At 44.0% G+C, this 18,855-nt stretch carries 15 protein-coding genes; 7 read left to right on the top strand and 8 right to left on the bottom strand.

The window, feature by feature from the left end; translation table 11 throughout:
• The first annotated feature begins 369 nt into the window (after positions 1-369).
• The 5 genes from glnA to OCV44_RS13790 all read left to right on the top strand — a co-directional run bounded on the left by glnA (position 370) and on the right by OCV44_RS13790 (position 8,037).
• Positions 370-1,779 carry a glutamate--ammonia ligase gene (glnA, locus tag OCV44_RS13770; protein WP_009848037.1) on the top strand — a complete coding sequence of 470 codons (1,410 nt, stop codon included), beginning with the start codon at positions 370-372 and terminating at the stop codon, positions 1,777-1,779.
• A 205-nt stretch (positions 1,780-1,984) separates the two neighbouring features.
• On the top strand, positions 1,985-2,554 hold the full coding sequence (locus OCV44_RS13775; protein ID WP_139684788.1) for a DUF4124 domain-containing protein: 570 nt from the start codon (positions 1,985-1,987) through the stop codon (positions 2,552-2,554).
• A 168-nt stretch (positions 2,555-2,722) separates the two neighbouring features.
• Positions 2,723-3,799 carry a nitrogen regulation protein NR(II) gene (glnL, locus tag OCV44_RS13780; RefSeq protein WP_167855784.1) on the top strand — a complete coding sequence of 359 codons (1,077 nt, stop codon included), beginning with the start codon at positions 2,723-2,725 and terminating at the stop codon, positions 3,797-3,799.
• Positions 3,800-3,909: 110 nt separating this feature from the next.
• On the top strand, positions 3,910-5,313 hold the full coding sequence (glnG, locus tag OCV44_RS13785) for a nitrogen regulation protein NR(I) (protein WP_009848040.1): 1,404 nt from the start codon (positions 3,910-3,912) through the stop codon (positions 5,311-5,313).
• A 108-nt stretch (positions 5,314-5,421) separates the two neighbouring features.
• Entirely contained in the window at positions 5,422-8,037 is a 2,616-nt protein-coding gene (locus tag OCV44_RS13790; RefSeq protein WP_139684789.1) for a phosphodiesterase GepA, read from the top strand.
• A gap of 82 nt (positions 8,038-8,119) precedes the next feature.
• Here the strand turns inward: OCV44_RS13790 and hemN are convergent, their stop codons facing one another.
• From hemN to OCV44_RS13815, 5 genes are all read right to left on the bottom strand, one after another.
• Positions 8,120-9,511: an oxygen-independent coproporphyrinogen III oxidase gene (hemN, locus tag OCV44_RS13795; protein WP_009848042.1), complete on the bottom strand. Its 1,392-nt coding sequence runs from the start codon at positions 9,509-9,511 to the stop codon at positions 8,120-8,122.
• 346 nt (positions 9,512-9,857) lie between these two features.
• On the bottom strand, positions 9,858-10,346 hold the full coding sequence (locus OCV44_RS13800; RefSeq protein ID WP_139684790.1) for a DUF2489 domain-containing protein: 489 nt from the start codon (positions 10,344-10,346) through the stop codon (positions 9,858-9,860).
• A 6-nt stretch (positions 10,347-10,352) separates the two neighbouring features.
• Positions 10,353-10,910 carry a Der GTPase-activating protein YihI gene (gene yihI, locus OCV44_RS13805; protein ID WP_102394314.1) on the bottom strand — a complete coding sequence of 186 codons (558 nt, stop codon included), beginning with the start codon at positions 10,908-10,910 and terminating at the stop codon, positions 10,353-10,355.
• A complete protein-coding gene (locus OCV44_RS13810) occupies positions 10,910-11,548 on the bottom strand; it encodes a class I SAM-dependent methyltransferase (RefSeq protein WP_004735576.1) in 639 nt (212 codons plus the stop codon). Before OCV44_RS13810 ends, yihI begins: the two co-directional genes overlap by 1 nt.
• Before the next feature lie 557 nt (positions 11,549-12,105).
• Positions 12,106-12,723 (bottom strand): c-type cytochrome, encoded by a 618-nt coding sequence (locus OCV44_RS13815; RefSeq protein WP_009848044.1) that lies wholly within the window; start codon positions 12,721-12,723, stop codon positions 12,106-12,108.
• A gap of 148 nt (positions 12,724-12,871) precedes the next feature.
• On the opposite strand from OCV44_RS13815, the gene yihA reads away from it, so the two are divergent.
• Together yihA and OCV44_RS13825 are read left to right on the top strand one after the other, a co-directional pair.
• Entirely contained in the window at positions 12,872-13,531 is a 660-nt protein-coding gene (gene yihA / locus OCV44_RS13820; RefSeq protein WP_009848045.1) for a ribosome biogenesis GTP-binding protein YihA/YsxC, read from the top strand.
• Between the two features lie 230 nt (positions 13,532-13,761).
• Positions 13,762-14,361, top strand: coding sequence for a GTP-binding protein (locus OCV44_RS13825; RefSeq protein ID WP_139684791.1), 600 nt, complete (start codon positions 13,762-13,764; stop codon positions 14,359-14,361).
• Positions 14,362-14,626: 265 nt separating this feature from the next.
• Here OCV44_RS13825 and OCV44_RS22330 read toward each other — a convergent pair whose 3' ends face one another.
• The 3 genes from OCV44_RS22330 to OCV44_RS13835 form a co-directional block, all read right to left on the bottom strand.
• Positions 14,627-14,674 carry a hypothetical protein gene (locus tag OCV44_RS22330; RefSeq protein ID WP_438356636.1) on the bottom strand — a complete coding sequence of 16 codons (48 nt, stop codon included), beginning with the start codon at positions 14,672-14,674 and terminating at the stop codon, positions 14,627-14,629.
• Positions 14,675-14,867: 193 nt separating this feature from the next.
• Entirely contained in the window at positions 14,868-17,666 is a 2,799-nt protein-coding gene (gene polA, locus OCV44_RS13830; RefSeq protein ID WP_139684792.1) for a DNA polymerase I, read from the bottom strand.
• 693 nt (positions 17,667-18,359) lie between these two features.
• On the bottom strand, positions 18,360-18,800 hold the full coding sequence (locus OCV44_RS13835; protein WP_139684793.1) for a GNAT family N-acetyltransferase: 441 nt from the start codon (positions 18,798-18,800) through the stop codon (positions 18,360-18,362).
• Positions 18,801-18,855: the final 55 nt, after the last annotated feature.

An 18,855-nucleotide genomic window follows, 5' to 3' on the forward strand; every position in this document is an offset into this window, starting at 1 on the left:
GTCGACTAATTCTCAGGGTTATCGAAAAGCATCACCCGCGAAGTGGGCAATCAAATCTCCGGCAAAATAACAAAAGTGGATTGACAACTTAGGCAATTCATTGCTGAATGGTGTTCGCTTATGTCTCATATTGGTGCACAGATAAATCATTGCACCAATGCAGTGCAACAACAGATCATTTTGGTGCAAAAAGCAAAGTAAGCAAAACAAACAAATGAGTAAATCATTGAAATTAATGGAATAATTTTTTTGGCACGTTTTTGGCTATAGATAAATCAGCATCGATTAATGCACGTATAGACATTAATCAATGCTGGTTTCAACCGAATCGAGCTAATACCGAATTAATAACACTGGAGGTTATCCAAGATGTCAGTAGAAAATGTACTATCCCTGATCCAAGAGAACGAAGTTAAATTTATCGACTTACGTTTTACTGATACAAAAGGTAAAGAGCAGCACATCTCTATCCCTTCTCACCAAGTTGACGCAGACTTCTTCGAAGAAGGCAAAATGTTTGACGGCTCTTCAGTAGCTGGTTGGAAAGGCATTAATGAATCTGACATGGTAATGATGCCAGACGCAGCTTCTGCTGTACTGGACCCATTCACAGAAGATGCAACACTAAACATCCGTTGTGACATCCTTGAGCCTGCAACAATGCAAGGCTACGACCGTGACCCACGCTCTATTGCTAAACGTTCTGAAGAATACCTACGTTCTACGGGTATCGCAGACACAGTTCTAGTGGGTCCAGAGCCAGAATTCTTCCTATTTGACGACGTTAAGTTCTCAAACGACATGTCTGGTTCTTTCTTCAAGATCGATGACGTAGAAGCAGCTTGGAACACAGGTTCTGACATCGAAGGCGGTAACAAAGGCCACCGTCCTGGCGTTAAAGGCGGTTACTTCCCAGTAGCTCCTGTAGATTCATCTCAAGACATCCGTTCAGCAATGTGTCTAGTAATGGAAGAGATGGGCCTAGTTGTTGAAGCTCACCACCACGAAGTTGCAACTGCGGGTCAAAACGAAATCGCAACTCGCTTCAACACGCTAACAACAAAAGCGGATGAGACTCAAATCTACAAGTACGTTGTGCACAACGTTGCTCACGCATTTGGCAAAACAGCGACATTCATGCCTAAGCCACTCGTTGGTGACAACGGTTCTGGTATGCACGTTCACATGTCATTGAACAAAGATGGCCAAAACTTGTTTGCTGGTGATAAGTACGGCGGCCTATCTGAAATGGCGCTTTACTACATCGGTGGTGTAATCAAGCACGCTCGTGCAATCAACGCATTTGCTAACCCATCAACGAACTCGTACAAGCGTCTTGTACCTGGTTTTGAAGCACCTGTGATGCTTGCTTACTCAGCACGTAACCGTTCTGCTTCTATCCGTATCCCAGTAGTACCAAGCCCGAAAGCACGTCGTATCGAGCTACGTTTTGGTGACCCAGCAGCTAACCCATACCTATGCTACTCAGCAATGCTGATGGCTGGCCTTGACGGTATCAAGAACAAGATCCACCCAGGCGAAGCTATGGATAAAGATCTATACGACCTTCCTGCAGAAGAAGCGGCTGAAATCCCAACAGTTGCTGAATCTCTACAAGGTGCTCTAGCAGCACTTAACGAAGACCGTGAGTTCCTAACTGCTGGTGGCGTATTCTCTGACGATTTCATCGATTCTTACATCACACTGAAATCTGACGACGTACAACGCGTGAACATGGCAACACACCCACTTGAGTTTGAACTGTACTACTCAGTTTAATCCTCAGTCGGTTAGCATGTAATTCTTACTACAGTAAAAGCTACTGCAACATGTAAGAAGCACTAAAAAATATTAGGCTCGCCTCGCAGGCGGGCCTTTTTTCTATTCTCCCTCCCCCTGAACCCTCGTAACATACTCGATATCAAGCACAACAAAACTAGCGGCACACGTGAAGCAACCTTGCGATAAAAAATAGGCTAACGATATGAAAAACATACTGTTATTTTTCGGTTTAATAGTCACACTATCGTGCTCGGCTCAAACGGTGTACACCTGGGAAGATGAAAATGGTGTGCTCCACTTTAGTGATACTCCTACCGCTGCCGATGCTAAAGCTCTTCGCTTGCCTGACGTACAAGCTTCCGCGCCTGCCCCTGAATTTGAAACCTCAACGCCTGTTGACTCAACAGATTCATCTCCAACTAAAACGACAACACCAACTCAAGCTCAGGAAAAAACAGATAACACGAAACGAGAGGTACCCGCTCAGTTAGCCCTCAGCATGCTGACTCCAGTTCATGATCAAACCATCCGCAGCAACCGTGGCTTAATCCCAATAAAAATAGAACTCAACCGCAAGCTTGGTATTGGAGAGCAGTTGCAATTGATGCTCGATGGTCGTCGTTATGGCGCTCCACAAACCCAACCTAATTGGGAATTGAAAGGTATCGATCGAGGCACTCACACCATTGCAATTCAAGCACATAGAAGCGGCAAGCTTATTGCATCTACTAGTCCTGTCACCGTGTATTTACATCGAGCGACGCTCAAGTAAGCCAATGTGTTAAAAGAGGCCAAATTACCTCTACTTTTCACCTGATCGAAGCAGCTTTCAGCGACTCTAATGAATTATCTTTAGCTTCTGGTTGATATGCGCCATACTTGAACTTAGCTTCGCACCAATTTGGTGCAGTGAGAAAAACACCAGTTCAAGGACGAAATAGTGAATCGATCAGCCAAAAGCGACAGCATAGATACACATCATCTTTCCAGCGCCATTCTCGACAATATGGTGACCTCAACATTGATGCTCGATGAGCAACTGTATGTCCGATACGCCAACCCGGCGGCTGAACAACTCTTTTCGCAAAGTGCACGACGTATCGTTGATCATCCTCTGAGCCAACTTATCCAGCACGCCTCACTGGATTTAGCGCTGTTAACTCAACCGCTACAAAGTGGCCAGAGCATTACCGACAGTGACGTTACCTTTGTGGTTGATAACCGCCCACTAATGCTTGAAGTCACGGTGAGCCCAATCTCTTGGCAGCGAGAAACGCTGTTATTGGTTGAGATGCGCAAGATAGACCAACAAAGACGCCTCAGCCAAGAGCTCAACCAACACGCACAACAACAAGCGGCTAAACTATTGGTGCGCGGATTAGCCCATGAGATTAAGAATCCATTGGGCGGATTAAGAGGAGCCGCGCAGCTACTTGGTAAAATGCTCCCTGATCAGTCCCTTAATGAATATACGCAGATCATTATTGAACAAGCCGACCGCCTGAGAGCTCTGGTCGATCGCCTGCTTGGCCCACAGAAACCGGGGACCAAATCGGAAGAGAACCTTCACCAAATACTTGAAAAAGTAAGGCAACTCGTCGAGCTTGAATCAGGTTCAACACTCGTCATCGAACGAGACTACGACCCGAGCTTACCGGACATCTTGATGGATTCAGCACAGGTAGAACAAGCCATGCTCAATATAGTGAGCAACGCAGCTCAGATTCTGAAGACTCAAGAATCAGGAAAAATCACCATTCGCACCAGAACGGTGCATCAAGCAAACATTCATGGTCAGCGACACAAACTCGCCGCTCGCATTGAGATCTGCGACAACGGCCCGGGTATCCCCGATGAATTGAAAGACACCCTGTTTTACCCAATGGTCAGCGGACGAGAAGGAGGCACTGGCTTAGGGCTATCGATATCTCAAAACCTGATCGATCAGCACAATGGCAAAATTGATGTTGAAAGCTGGCCGGGCAACACCACATTCACGATTTATTTGCCGATATAAGCAAAGCTGTGTCTCCCACTGGAAACAACGTTTCATTGGCAACACTGAATACCGAACAATAAAAACAACAATGATTATCACAATAGATTTGGCTGCAAAGGAATTGAATTATGAGTAAGGGATACGTTTGGGTCGTCGATGACGACAGCTCTATCCGCTGGGTAGTAGAGAAAACACTTTCATCTGCGGATATAAAGTGTGAAACATTTGCTGATGCAGAGAGCGTATTACTTGCTCTTGAGCGCGAGACGCCAGATGTACTGGTATCTGATATTCGCATGCCCGGCATTGACGGTATTGAGCTTTTGCATCAGGTTCATCAACGCTCTCCCGACCTGCCAGTGATCATTATGACCGCGCACTCAGACCTTGATGCAGCGGTGAATGCTTATCAAAAAGGCGCTTTTGAGTATCTGCCTAAGCCGTTTGATATCGATGAGACACTGACTTTAGTAGAGCGAGCAATCGCCCACAGCCAAGAGCAAAAACGCGAACAGGCGAGTGAAGCAGTAGAAGACACCAACGCGCCAGAAATCATTGGCGAAGCGCCTGCGATGCAGGAAGTCTTCCGCGCCATTGGTCGTTTGTCTCGGTCATCCATTTCCGTACTGATCAATGGTGAATCAGGTACAGGTAAAGAACTAGTCGCACACGCCTTACATCGTCACAGCCCAAGAGCGAAAAAGCCCTTTATCGCCCTGAACATGGCGGCGATTCCCAAAGATCTCATCGAGTCAGAACTGTTTGGCCACGAAAAAGGCGCGTTTACTGGAGCCAACAGCGTTCGCCAAGGACGCTTCGAGCAAGCCAACGGCGGTACTCTGTTTCTTGATGAGATTGGCGACATGCCACTCGATATTCAGACTCGACTACTGCGCGTGCTGTCTGATGGCCAGTTTTATCGCGTAGGTGGACATTCTGCGGTTAAGGTCGATGTTCGTATCGTTGCCGCAACCCACCAAGATCTTGAACGTTTGGTGCATGACGGTGGTTTCCGTGAAGACCTTTTTCATCGACTCAATGTTATCCGAATCCATATTCCGGCACTACGCGAACGTAAACAGGACATCGAAAAGCTGACTCACCACTTCCTAGCATCAGCCGCTGAAGAGCTCGGTGTTGAAGTGAAGACACTGCATCCAGAGACTATTTTGAAGCTCAATCAACTCAATTGGCCGGGTAACGTTCGTCAGCTTGAGAACATTTGTCGTTGGTTAACAGTAATGGCGAGTGGTAGTGAAATACTTCCTTCGGATCTGCCTCCTGAGTTATTGGAAGAGAAGGTTGTGATCAGCGAAGGTACTGATGGTAATTGGCAACAACTGCTGGCTAATTGGGCCAAGAGTGCGCTTGATTCCGGCGAAAAAGAGCTGCTGACTTATGCTCTACCCGAGTTTGAACGTATATTATTAGAGGCCGCACTCAACCATACTAATGGCCATAAACAAGATGCAGCGAAAGTTTTAGGATGGGGAAGAAATACCCTTACTCGTAAACTCAAAGAGTTGTACTGATCCTTATATGCCTCTAGATACATATTTTTTAATGCTAAAAAAGTGTCGCTTGCTTTGAATAGTATCGGTACAATTACAGTACACTATCTATCCAAACTGTAGCTAAAGATGTCTTTGAAAACACAAATTACCTTGAGAACCGCAGTGGTTCTGCCATTCGTGATGATATTTCTCTTCACTATGGGCGTAATGATTTTCACTCAAAAGCAAAGCTACAAGGAGATGGTGAGTGATATTAGTGCACGCCAACTAGCATCACTCACTGATAACGTTCATCAAAGCCTTGCCGATTTTTTAGACAAGCCGTTTCACGCTAACCTTTCACTAAGTCATAACATCGGTTATCACAACCTTTATAAAGAGGGAAATCTTAGTCAGGTTCAAGACTATATTCTTTATAAGTTTTCTGCGCATTTTCAAGCTATCCCTCAGCTTGATGTGATCGGCTTTGGTTCCAAAGATGGTAACTATGTCGGCTTTCGCAAAGAAACGAATCATGGCTTAACTTTAATGGCCCGGGATGATCGAACTCAAGGCAAACTTGTCATTTATCGTGGTAATACGATTAGCGGAGACATTCGAACCATAATTTCAGGTTATGACCCTAGAATTCGCCCTTGGTACACTCCAGTAGTGACACAGAACAAGGCTGTATGGTCATCAATTTATGCCAATGCAGATGAACGACAAGAGATCACTTTATCGGCTCTCGCTCCTATCTATAGTGATAACGAGCTCAAAGGTGTCCTCGCCAGTGATATCAAAATCAACACCTTTAATGCTTTTCTCAAGGATCTCAAAGATAAAACGGATGCCTCTGTCTATATTATTGATAAGCAACAGCGCTTAATCGCTCATTCGGGCGGAGGCAGCGTGGTATCTTGGGGAACGGGAAAAACAGATAAAGGTCAGCGCTTATTAGCGACAGAGAGCACTAATTCTGTAATACGTGAAAGTGCCCATTACGTAGACAAGTTTCATCTCATCGATAACTTGGGTGTACAGCGCTTTAGCTTTCATTTAGATAACGAACGCTACTTCAGCCAGATCACGCCCTATGAAGATGAATACGGCATCACTTGGGTTATTGGTATGTCGATCCCGGAAAGCAGTCTGCTTGGTGAGTTACCAGAAAACCAAAGAAACAGCTGGTTACTCGGTCTAATGCTCAGTTGCATTGGTATTATCGCTGGATTAATTGCCTTTAATCGCGTAACTCAACCCATCACTTCAACTGCAGGAGCAGCAAAGCGCCTCGCCAAAGGTGACTGGGATACGAGCATGCCCAAAACGGGCAATATCTATGAAATTAGCATGTTAACTGAGTCATTTAATGAAATGACCAACAACTTAAAGGCTTCTTTTCAGGCGCTACAGGCTCAACTTACCTATGACTCATTAACCAAACTGTATAGTCGCGAAGGCTTTATTGATACAGCCAAGAAAAACCCTGAAAACGAAAAAGGTACACTTTATTTAATTGGTATTGACCGCTTTCGAGATATTAATGATAGCCTCGGCCATTACAATGGTGACCAACTGCTTATCATTGCGGCCGCTCGTTTAAGAGGTACGCTACCATCGAACTTCCTGTTAGCTCGAACTGGCGGGGATGAATTTGCGATTTACGCTCCTAACATCAATCAAATAGATGACGTTCAACTACTGACGAGTCGCTTACTTCGAATCTTTACCTCCCCATTTGCCATGGAATCAGAAAGCGTGGTCATCAAAGTATCAATGGGTGTTGTGAATGTCTCGAACGTCAACGACATTACACTGCTGCTACGCAACAGCAGCATAGCCTTGAGCAACGCAAAGCAAGACAAAACCAGCGTCAGTATTTACAACCCAGAAATGGGCAAAGCATCGAGATATCGTACCAAGATGCTGGCACGTCTTAACAAGGCAATTGAGCTTCAGCAGTTCGAGCCCTTCTATCAGCCTATAATCGACCTGGAATCTGGAGCTACCATAGGTGCCGAGGCTTTGGCTCGTTGGGTAACGGACGAGGGTATAATCTCACCTTTGGAGTTCATTCCTTTAGCAGAAGAAACAGGATTGATCTACGACATTGGTAAGCAGATCTTGCACAAGTCGTGTCGAGATACTGCAATTGCGATTGAATCAGGAAAATGGGATAAAGACTTCTCTATTCACGTTAACTTATCTGTCGACCAACTGAGTGAAAGCGGATTCATTGAATTGGTTAAAACCACGCTGCGTGACACCAAGTTACCAGCCCAAAACCTGACACTAGAGATCACTGAATCACGCATCGTCGACAATGACCAAACCATCATCGATAATATGCTGACGCTAAAAGCACTAGGCATCTCGATTGCAATTGATGACTTTGGTACCGGCTATTCGTCACTGGCTTACTTACACAAACTGCCATTTGATTGCTTAAAGATCGATCGCAGCTTCGTCAGTAAATTGGAAAAAGAGAACCTAGACAGCTCCATCGTCGCGGCCATCGTCAACATTACCAAGGGTTTCAAAGTGAGTTTGGTGGCAGAAGGCGTTGAAACACAACAGCAAGCTGAACTGCTCAAGCAGCTACAGTGCCCATTAGCTCAAGGTTTCTTATACAGTCGTCCAGTTCCGTTTGACCAATGGCCTACCGACCTCGGCACCAAGAAAAACACCAAGTTTAAAGCGAATAACAAAGTCGAACAAAGCGCAGAGGCCAAACAGAGCACCAAAGAGAGCCTTGCCTAAATCAAGCAGAAATCGAATGAGTCAGATACAAAAATGCCAGCATAATGCTGGCATTTTTATTTTTCTATTCTCTATCGAGCTATTAAATGACGCGAGAGAATTGCTGTTGGCGAGCCTTGGCTCGTAGGTATTTATCAAAACACATACAGATGTTACGGATCAGCAAACGGCCACGCAAAGTCACGCGGATTTCTTTATCATCGACTTCAACCAACTCATCGTTGATAAAGGTTTGTAGAAGCTCTAAATCTTCTTTGAAGTAGCGATTAAAGTTAACCGAGAACTCAGATTCGATCATGGTTTTATCAAGCTTAAAGTTACAGATAAGCTGCTTAATCACTTCACGACGTAGTAAGTCGTCACTGTCTAGTGCCACACCTTTCCAAAGTGCATGACGCAGATCATTCACCTGAGCGTAGTACTTCTTCAGCTCTTTCTGGTTTTGTGCGTAAGCATCCCCAACCATAGAAATCGCAGAAACACCGAAACCAATTAGGTCAGCTTCACCTTGAGTGGTGTAACCTTGGAAGTTACGATGCAGAATACCTTCACGTTGTGCTACTGCTAGCTCATCTTCAGGTAATGCGAAGTGATCCATACCGATAAACTGGTAACCCGCACCGGTTAGCGTCTCGATAGTATCTTGTAAGATAGCCATCTTCTCTTTAGCTTCAGGTAGATCTTCATCTTTAATCTTACGCTGCGCAGCAAACAGTTGCGGCATGTGTGCGTAGTTAAATACAGATAAACGACCCGGTTTCATTTCTAACACTTGCTTCAATGTTTCAGCGAACAAAGCTTGAGTCTGCTTTGGTAGGCCGTAGATCAAATCCAGGTTAGTTGAACGGAAGCCTAACTCTGTCGCACGTTGAACCATGGCAATGATGAACTCTTCATCTTGCTCACGGTTAACCAATTTCTGTACTTCTTTATTGAAGTCTTGCACACCAATGCTCAGGCGGTTGAAGCCTTCATTACGAAGGTGGTCAAGTACGTCTAGCTCAATTTCACGCGGGTCAACTTCAATACTGATTTCGGCGTCAGCGGTGAAGTTAAACTCTTCACGCAAAATACCCATCAAACGAGTGATTTGTGTTTTGGTCAAGAACGTTGGTGTACCACCACCGAAGTGCAGTTGAGTCACTTTACGGCCATTCAATAAAGAGGCGCGCTGGCGGATTTCATGTTCAATCACATCCAAGTACTCATCCGCTTTATGCGAGTGACGAGTAATGACTTTATTACAACCACAGTAGTAACAAAGCTTGTGACAAAATGGGATATGCACGTAAAGAGAGAGTGGACGATCAGGATATTGAGTACACGCCATGTCGTAATCAGCGACAGTAAACGCTTCATGAAACTCCAACGCAGTTGGGTATGAGGTGTAACGAGGTCCCGAATAGTTGTACTTGTTTAAGATTTCTTGATCCCAAACGATTTGCTGATTCGTTGTTACTGGCTTGCTCGACATAGCGGTACTTCCAATTTAGATCCGCGAGAACCTAAGGTCTCTCAAATCATTTTACATACATTAAAATATAGACGGGTTATTTTGCCACACGACCAGTAAGGTCGTTCCAAGACAAAATCAATTTTTCAGACAAAAACTCAGAACTGCTAGCTTGATCACTAACAAAGCGTCGGGATTAACGAGACGCAAAAGGTAAGAAGGCTCATTTAACATCGTCTATTAAAGACAAGGCGACTTAAAAACAATATGCCTTTAAGACAAAGCGTCTTAAAGGCATAGAGATTAAAAGCAGAGCGTCTTAAACACGGAATGTTAGACAAGCCTCTATATTAAATAGTCTTAGTGACTAGATCATCTGAATATTGATTTGGTTGTTGAGCGGTTTAACCTTCTCCTGCAACCTTTTCAAATCTTCGATGACCGCATCATTCAAGCGAGTCTCCGCCTTATGGCGTGTGAGATTCTGCTGCATGCGCTCTTTCTTGGTCAGTTCCTGCCTTGCATCTCCGCGAGCCATATCTTTTACGATATGGTACAGCTCAGAAAGAGCAGGATACTCAGAATCAAAATCGACACGCTCATCACCCTGAACATTATCCATAATGATACACACTCGGATACTGATCTCAGGTAAATCACACTGGCCTTGAATACCCGCTAAGCACAAAGTATTTACGTTTTCGTAAATCGTCGCGTTACGTTTTTCAATGGCAAGTGTTTGATGCTGCTTTTGCAACTCCGTCTGCTTCTTCACTTGAAGTAGAAGGTAACCTGCGTAAGAGCCCAAGCCGAGAATGATAATTCCACCAGCAATTGCTAATAAGGTTACGTTCATTGGCTATTAACCTTTAAAGCTGTCTAAATCGAAATCTTCGAATTGAGATAGCAAGTCTTCGTCAGAGCTCGCTTTCTTCTTAGAGGCAACCGGTGCTTCTTCGAAGATCTCTTCTTCATCGTCTTCTGGCTCTAGTAGACCTAAGCGGCCCATTAGGTGTTCTATACGATCAAGTTTCTCATCAACAAACTTCTGTAGACCTGCACCTAGGTTTTCACCATTTTCGATACGATCTAGCAGTGTGTTCAGTTGAGCATCATTCTCAAGCATCTCTAACTCTTGCTCGTTAGATAGCTTGCGCTCTTGTTTCGTCGGCTTCTTCGCTGGTTCAACAATCAGCGGGATTTTTTTCTTGCTGCCTAAACGAGGGTCGCGAGCTAGTGCAGCTTTACGCTGTTTTGCTTCGCTACCATCTGAGTGACGGCTGCCAGACTTAAGGCCTTTACGCTTTTTAACACGCTTACGTTCACGACCTTCAACATCAGATTCACTACGGTTACGAGTAACCATAGGTTCCGGAGCGCCAAGTGCTCCCGGCTTTCTTGATTTCTTACTACGACCCATTACTGCACTTTCCTCAGTAAAATTACATCATTTCCAAAAAATTCTAGTTCGAGCTTATCCCGCTCTGCCAAAAACTGGAATGTTTGACGACTAAAGAAGACGACATGTGTCGGGTCATTCTTGTAGTGCCAACCAGCAAACGCGTCTACGTCTATTACTAGCTTAGTCATAAGACCAATCCAGCCCTTGGGTTTAACTAAATTCAACCATTGCTGCCACACTTTGTCTGGGTGATAAAGATGCTCTATCACCTCCGTGGCAGTCATAAAGTCATACGTTTTTTCCAACACAGAAGCTTCTGGGTGGTAATAGATATCGTACAACTCCATGGTGTGTCCGGCTTCTTCTAACATAATAGATAGCGTAGGGCCTGGGCCACAACCAAAATCCAACCCGTGTGAGTTAGATGAAATTTTGTCTGTTAGTGGATCCGCGATGCGAGATAGAAAACGGCGATAACCTGCATCACTAGGATCGTTCTCATGGAGATCATAGTGTGCTTTCTCTTCTTTTGCTTCTAACCTTTGTTCAGGTTTAACAAATACCAGTTCACATTGCTGACATTGCAGATAGGCTCTGCGTTTGTCTTCAAAATAGTGATTCACGCCTTGGTGATGGCATAAGGGACAAGTATACATAGCACATCCTTAAACAGGGATGCGAAACATACCAGAAACTGAGTTTATAGTGGAGAGGTATTGGGTGTTTTTTCATCAAATCAATAAAAAAAGCGATAGGAAAACCTATCGCTCTCTAAATCTGCCTATATCGGCCAAAATTTGCATACTCAACTTGGTACACAAATCTCCATTTGTTATTGGTGCTTTCCATGCCAAATTTGTTTGTTGTTCATCGTCCTGATGAGTTTTGGCTATCCTTTTCTAACACCTTGTTACTGGGCTGTCCTAGCCTGATCCGTTTCTGTCTATACCGTTAGACTAGATGACCATCCGTATCTAAGTCAGCTCCTAGCTGTTGGCGGCTACTTTACCTTTTTACAAAAAGACTACAAGAGTGCGAGCTCACACTTTTGTACACAATTCGAACACACATTGATAAATTTGACATTAACACAAAACGCATAAATGAAATCAATACAAAAGAAAACGCCCCAACCATTACTGATCGGGGCGTCTCTTCAATCTCGCTCGAACGTACATTTCATTGCCCTGGCTAAGAGCAAGAAACCGACATATTAGTGTAAACCACCAACGTACTTCGATAAGGTATCAATATCTGCGTCTGTTAACTTTTTAGCTACATCACGCATCATCGCATTCATGTCGTTATTACGGTTACCATCGCGGAATTTCTCAAGTTGAGCCTTGATGTAATCTGCGTGCTGACCTGAAATCTTAGGGAAACCAGAAAGTTCGGTACCATTACCACGAGGGCCGTGACAAGCAATACAAGCCGTTACGCCGCGTTCTGCGTTACCCGCTGTGTAAAGAACCTTACCTTCATCTACTACATTTTCAGGAGTAGAGTTACTAGAGATAGGGAGAGATGCGTAGTATGCCGCTAGGTCAGCCATATCTTCTTCAGATAAAGGCATCGCCATTGCACCCATTACAGGCTCGTAACGACCTTGCTTACCACCACTCGTCATACCTAGCTTAAGCTCTTTTAACTGCTTCTCTAGGTATTTCTCGTGTTGACCAGCCAGCTTAGGGTACTGAGTGATCAGACTGTTGCCGTCAGCACCGTGGCAGGCAACACATGTTTGTGATTTGGCTTTACCAGCTTCAATACTACCTTGAGCCCATACTGAGCAGCTGGCTAAAAGACTCAAAATTAGCGCTAATTTCTTCATGACATTCCATTATAATTATCAAGCTTCCAGTACCACTCTATGTTGCCACTCATGGTACAATAGGCGACCTTATGCCGAGCACGGTTATTTTACACAAATTCACAAAAAAGTAATCAATCGACTACACAAAGTCGAGATGGAGTTAACAGTGAGCGTAAAAATTCATTATCAAAACACGCATTTCATTACCAGTGCACCTGATATTCGTCACTTACCAGAAGACGAAGGGATCGAAATTGCGTTTGCAGGACGCTCCAATGCTGGTAAATCTAGCGCACTAAACCGCGTTACAAACCAAAAAAGCTTGGCGAAAACCAGTAAAACACCCGGTCGAACTCAGCTAATTAACCTATTTAAGGTTACCGACGGCTGTCATATCGTCGATTTACCTGGATATGGCTTTGCTCAAGTACCGCTTGAGATGAAGAAAAAATGGCAGAAGTCGCTAGGCGAATACCTACAACGACGTGAAAGCCTAAAAGGTTTAGTGGTATTGATGGATATCCGTCACCCAATGAAAGACCTTGACCAACAAATGATCTACTGGGCTATCGATAGCCGTATCCCGGTACAAGTTTTGTTAACAAAAGCAGACAAACTGAAAAGTGGCGCGCGTAAAGCACAGCTACTAAAAATTCGTAATGATGCGAAATCTTTCGGTGGTGATGTTGCCGTTGATGTCTTCTCTTCAATGAAGGGCATCGGTGTTGATCAACTGCGTGCCAAGATGGACGAGTGGTTTGCACCTGTGTTTGCTGATCAGATCATTGATGAGCTAGCAGACGAAGAGCAAAACGACTCAGAGTAGTTCTTCTATATAGAGCTTTATCTATAATTAGAGGTTAAAGCACTCACAACACGTGGTTTAGCCTTATTAATACCCTGCCTTTTATAGATGGGGTATTTTTTTGCCCAAAAATTAGTGAGTTAAGCCTAAGTTTTTAGTGTTAAAGATCGGATTTACCCACTAAAGCCACTAGAAGTGAACCATACTAAAAGACACATCTAAATAAACAGAACAATGAGAAAGGAATACTCATGTGGAAAACACCGTTGGCCATAATTGCACTCATGCTGGTCTCATTGACAGGGTTCGCCTCTGAAGCAGAACAAGAACAAGCCCCATTAATCAATGTCGATATGACCTTAGACCTAGAAGGCATGGAAAAGTACGCCCAAGAAGCGAGTGAGTCTCTTGAGGTGATATCGCAATCTTTGCAGGCGATCGTCAACAACCCCAACCTCAGCGACGACCAACAACAAGCCCTAAATCAAACCGTTGAAAGCATCAATCAGCTTGCGAGCTCTACCAAGACATCACTCAATCAACTCCCACAAGCCTTAGACCAATCTCGACTCGCCTTTAAAAAGACCAGTCAAATGCTGTTGGATGATATTCAGACCAAGATCATCATTGCGTTAGCAGCCGTTATCGCTGTCATTGTTATCGCTTTGACTGCTATCTACCTAGTTATCCTAAAACCCATGCAGCAAACCTTAGTGAAAGCGACCAACAATATCTCTTCTATGGCGCAATCTATCCAGATCACCGCCGAAGCTCTGAAATACAGCACCGAGAAACAACAAGAAATCATGGATTACATTGAGCATTCACCCACTCAATATACTGATAAGTAAGACGTAAGTGATCAATGCATTATGAGTTACTTGTAAAATAAAAGTTATTTTCAAGAATAAAACAATCAACTTAGAGGCGAATTTAAATTACCAAATGCTGATCGAATTCCAGATCTAAGGTAATCAGGTGTTTATCGCGGAGTTTGGATAAGTGTAACAAAAGGCACTAAAAATGGGAGATTTACGGGGGTAATAGTAGGTTGGACATATTTTTCTTTGGCACAAGAAAAAACGCCCCAGTCAAATACTGACTGGGGCGGCTGAATCAGCCTAATCCAATAACGTGAAACAAAAGGTCTGAAAGATAGAACATCTTACCTCTGTACCCTACAAGATTTAATGTACAACAATTGCTCAGAAATGAAAACCGTTTTTGTAGTTTTTTTTCATGAATGTTTTATTAAAACACCCAAGCTCTTCTTGTAGCTCAACTTTATTCGAGACAAAAAAAAGCCAGTGTTTGTGCACTGGCTCATACTAATTTACTCAATAAGGTCAAAAACTGATTAGTGGGCTTGATCCCAGTTGTCACCGTGGCCAGCTTCCGCGACCAGCGGTACTTCAAGCTCTGCAGCGGATTCCATCAATTGTTGTACTTTACTTTCAATTTCGGCTAAAGCTGACTCTTCCACTTCGAAGACCAATTCATCGTGTACTTGCATAAGCAGTTTCACACGACCATCACCTTCCGCTTGAATCCATTCATCCACTAGCAGCATCGCTTTCTTAATAATGTCAGCAGCTGTCCCTTGCATTGGTGCGTTGATCGCCGCACGTTCAGCCGCTTTACGACGCATGCCATTACGAGATTGAATTTCAGGAAGATGCAATCGACGACCGTAAATGGTTTCAACAAAGCCTTGCTCTGAAGCCGCACTACGTGTGTCTTCCATATACTGCATCACGCCAGGGTAACGTTCGAAGTAAGTATCCATGTAGTGTTGTGCTTCGCCACGAGGAATACCCAATTGCTTAGCCAAGCCAAAGGCACTCATGCCGTAGATAAGACCGAAGTTAACGGCTTTAGCACGACGACGCTGTTCAGTGGTAACTTGATCAATAGCCACGCCGATAATCTCAGCAGCCGTTGCCGCGTGGATATCTTTGCCTTGTTGGAATGCTTCCAGCAGCGCTTTATCACCCGAAAGGTGCGCCATGATACGCAATTCAATTTGAGAGTAATCGACTGCTAGAATCTTCCAACCATGTTGTGCAACGAATGCTTGGCGAATACGACGACCTTCTTCATTACGAATTGGGATGTTCTGGAGGTTTGGATCAGTAGAAGACAAACGACCGGTTGCCGTTACCGCTTGGTGGTAAGAAGTATGAACGCGACCCGTTTCAGCGTTGATCATCTTCGGCAGTTTATCGGTGTAAGTCGACTTCAGCTTAGCAAGACCACGATACTCAATGATCAGCTTAGGCAACGGGTAATCAAGCGCCAGCTCTTGCAACACTTCCTCGTTAGTTGAAGGCGCACCTGATGGCGTTTTCTTGATAACTGGCAGACCCATTTTCTCAAACAGGATCGCTTGCAGTTGTTTTGGCGATTTCATGTTGAACTCTTGCTCTGCAATCTCGTAAGCTTTCTGCTCTAGCTCATCCAGACGAACCGCAATCTCTTGCGATTGAGCGCCTAGCAACATGTCATCAATGAATACACCAGTGCGTTCAATGCGAGACATAACAGGGATCAGCGGTACTTCGATTTCTTCATAGATGGTTTTAAGCTTTTCATCTTGCTCAATATTTTCCATCAGGCGGTTATGCAGACGTAGTGTCACGTCAGCATCTTCTGCGGCGTACGGAGAGGCTTCACCTAGCTCAATCTGGTTGAAAGTAAGCTGTTTCTTACCTTTACCTGCGATTTGCTCAAATGAGATGCAGCTATGCTGTAGGAAGCGTAGCGCTAGACTGTCCATATCGTGCTTGCCACCTACACTATTGAAAACGTAAGAAGCCAGCATGGTATCGTGTTTGATGCCTTTCATCTCGATACCATAGCGCGCTAGCACACTCATATCGTACTTCAGGTTTTGACCCACTTTAGCTTGAGCATCATCTTCAAGAATCGGTTTAAGTTGTTCAAGTACCCAATCACGATCCAGCTGTTGCGGTGCATCTAGGTAATCATGAGCAACTGGTACGTAAGCGGCAACGCCCTCTTCCGTCGCAAATGATAGACCGACTAGATTCGCGACCATGTAATCAAGGCTGTCTGTCTCAGTATCAAAAGCAAACAATTCAGCTGCTTTAAGCTTTTCTAACCAAACATTGAATGACGCTTCATCTAGAATCGTTTCGTAGTTACTGCGATCAATCGTCACAGCAGACGTATTCATCTCTACAGTAGACGTTGTTGCAGAAGCGCTGCTGCGTACTGATCCCGATTTTTCATCAGCTTCAACCACACCACTGCCGCCTTCAAGCAGCTCGTTCAACCAAGATTTAAAGACCAGTTGACCGTATAACTTGATCAACTCATCGATATTGGGTTGTGCTTTTACCAATGACTCAGGCGTCTCTTCAAGCTCAACATCTAGCTTGATTGTTGCAAGCTCGTAGGACATGTCAGCATTGGCTTTATTATCAGCCAGCTTCTTAGCCATCGTCTTCGAACCGCGGAAACCAAGCGCCGCAATATCATCAAGATTCTGATACAACTTTTCGATACTACCAATGCCTTGTAGTAAAGCCGTCGCTGTCTTGTCACCCACACCCGGAACACCAGGGATGTTATCGACTTTATCGCCCATCAGTGCCAAATAATCGATGATCAGTTCTGGTGGGATACCAAACTTCTCAATCACACCTTCGCGATCCATTACCACGTTGGTCATGGTGTTGATCAGAGTAACGTTGTCATCAACTAACTGCGCCATATCTTTATCACCAGTACTGATAAGTACAGGCATCCCCATCGCAGAAGCTTGAGAAGCAAGCGTACCAATCACATCATCCGCTTCAACACCGGGAATAGAGATAAGTGGCAAGCCCATTGCTCGAATCACATTGTGCAATGGTTCTATTTGGCAACGAAGGTCATCGGGCATTGGTGGACGGTTTGCTTTGTACTCTGGGTACATGTCATCACGGAACGTCTTTCCTTTCGCATCAAAAATTACCGCAATACGATCAGAAGCAAATTGACGCATCATGCTGCGTAGCATGTTAACCACGCCGTAAACAGCGTTGGTTGGGATATCACCATTACTCATGGTGCCAGGGTAAGCATGGAACGCGCGATATAGGTAAGAAGAGCCATCGATCAGGATCAATGGATTATCAGGAATACGAGCCATAATGTTTGTGTATCCAATAAGTACAGAAATTATCTGTTAAGAATGCCACGTCTGTTGGTTGGATTCCATGTTGTCGATCTGTATCCGTTCACTCGGTTGTATTCGTTATAATCGATTTGTTGTTGTTTTTTGTTCTTAGACGCAAGCGTTCTGTGGATAACTCTGTTTATATTATTTATCCACCCTGTTGAGAAGTAAGGTTAACAAATCAAAAAACACCAACAACACACTGAAAATAAAGAACAATTTTACAGATCGAACAGATGATCAACGATCTTTTTACGATCCTGCATTGTGGAAAAGAATGCTGATGGTGTTTTATTCATAAAAAAACGTGCCACTAAATATGCATATTGTTGAATTGGAGGTATAAAAAAAGCGACACCCGAAGATGTCGCCTAGCAAAAACTGGTAAAGCCATTCAAATTGAATACCACAGCTTTACCTAAAAGCTATAAATTACACTGGAAGCAATGTGAGCAATGTCGTGTCAAAAAGAACTTAGTACAAGTTCGCGAGAATTCTGTTGGGTAACCAAGTTGATACTTGAGTACTTAACATCCTTGTGAACATTTCCTCATTCCCTAAGACAGGGTTAATAATAATGATTCTCATTTAATAGTCAACAACTAAATGATAATAAATCTCATTAAATTCATTTAAAATGATTTATCCCCCCAATAAAGCAAATCATTAAGCTGATAATTGCTTCACGAAATGGATTCGATTTTCATTAATCTCTTCTTTTTCTACCAGTTTTTCTATTCGATAGCCATTTTTCAATAGTAAACACAGCATCGCAGGAAACTGGTTACGAGATTTTACTTTCAGATGCTCATAACCCCGCTCTTGTGCCCACAGCTCCTGAACATCTAATTGAGCCTGTGCGACACCCTTATTTCTTGCAAACGGTGACACACCACCAAACCAGCTATAGAAAGTATTTGAGTTAAGCTCATAACCAATTTTAAAGCCGAGTAACACGTTCGCCTCTTCAGCCACTAAGATCAGGCTCTTTTTCCCTTCAAGTCGAGCTGTCAGTGAAGCGACACTCTCTTTTCGAGCAAACTCAGAGATCTGCTCGGCAACAGACACAACCTCTTCCAGTGAACCTTCACGCACGATTACAGACATACTTGTTCTCCTCATAAACAAAAGGGCTGACACAATGGCCAACCCTTTAATTGAT

This window comes from Vibrio tasmaniensis (assembly GCF_024347635.1).
GTDB lineage: Bacteria > Pseudomonadota > Gammaproteobacteria > Enterobacterales > Vibrionaceae > Vibrio > Vibrio tasmaniensis.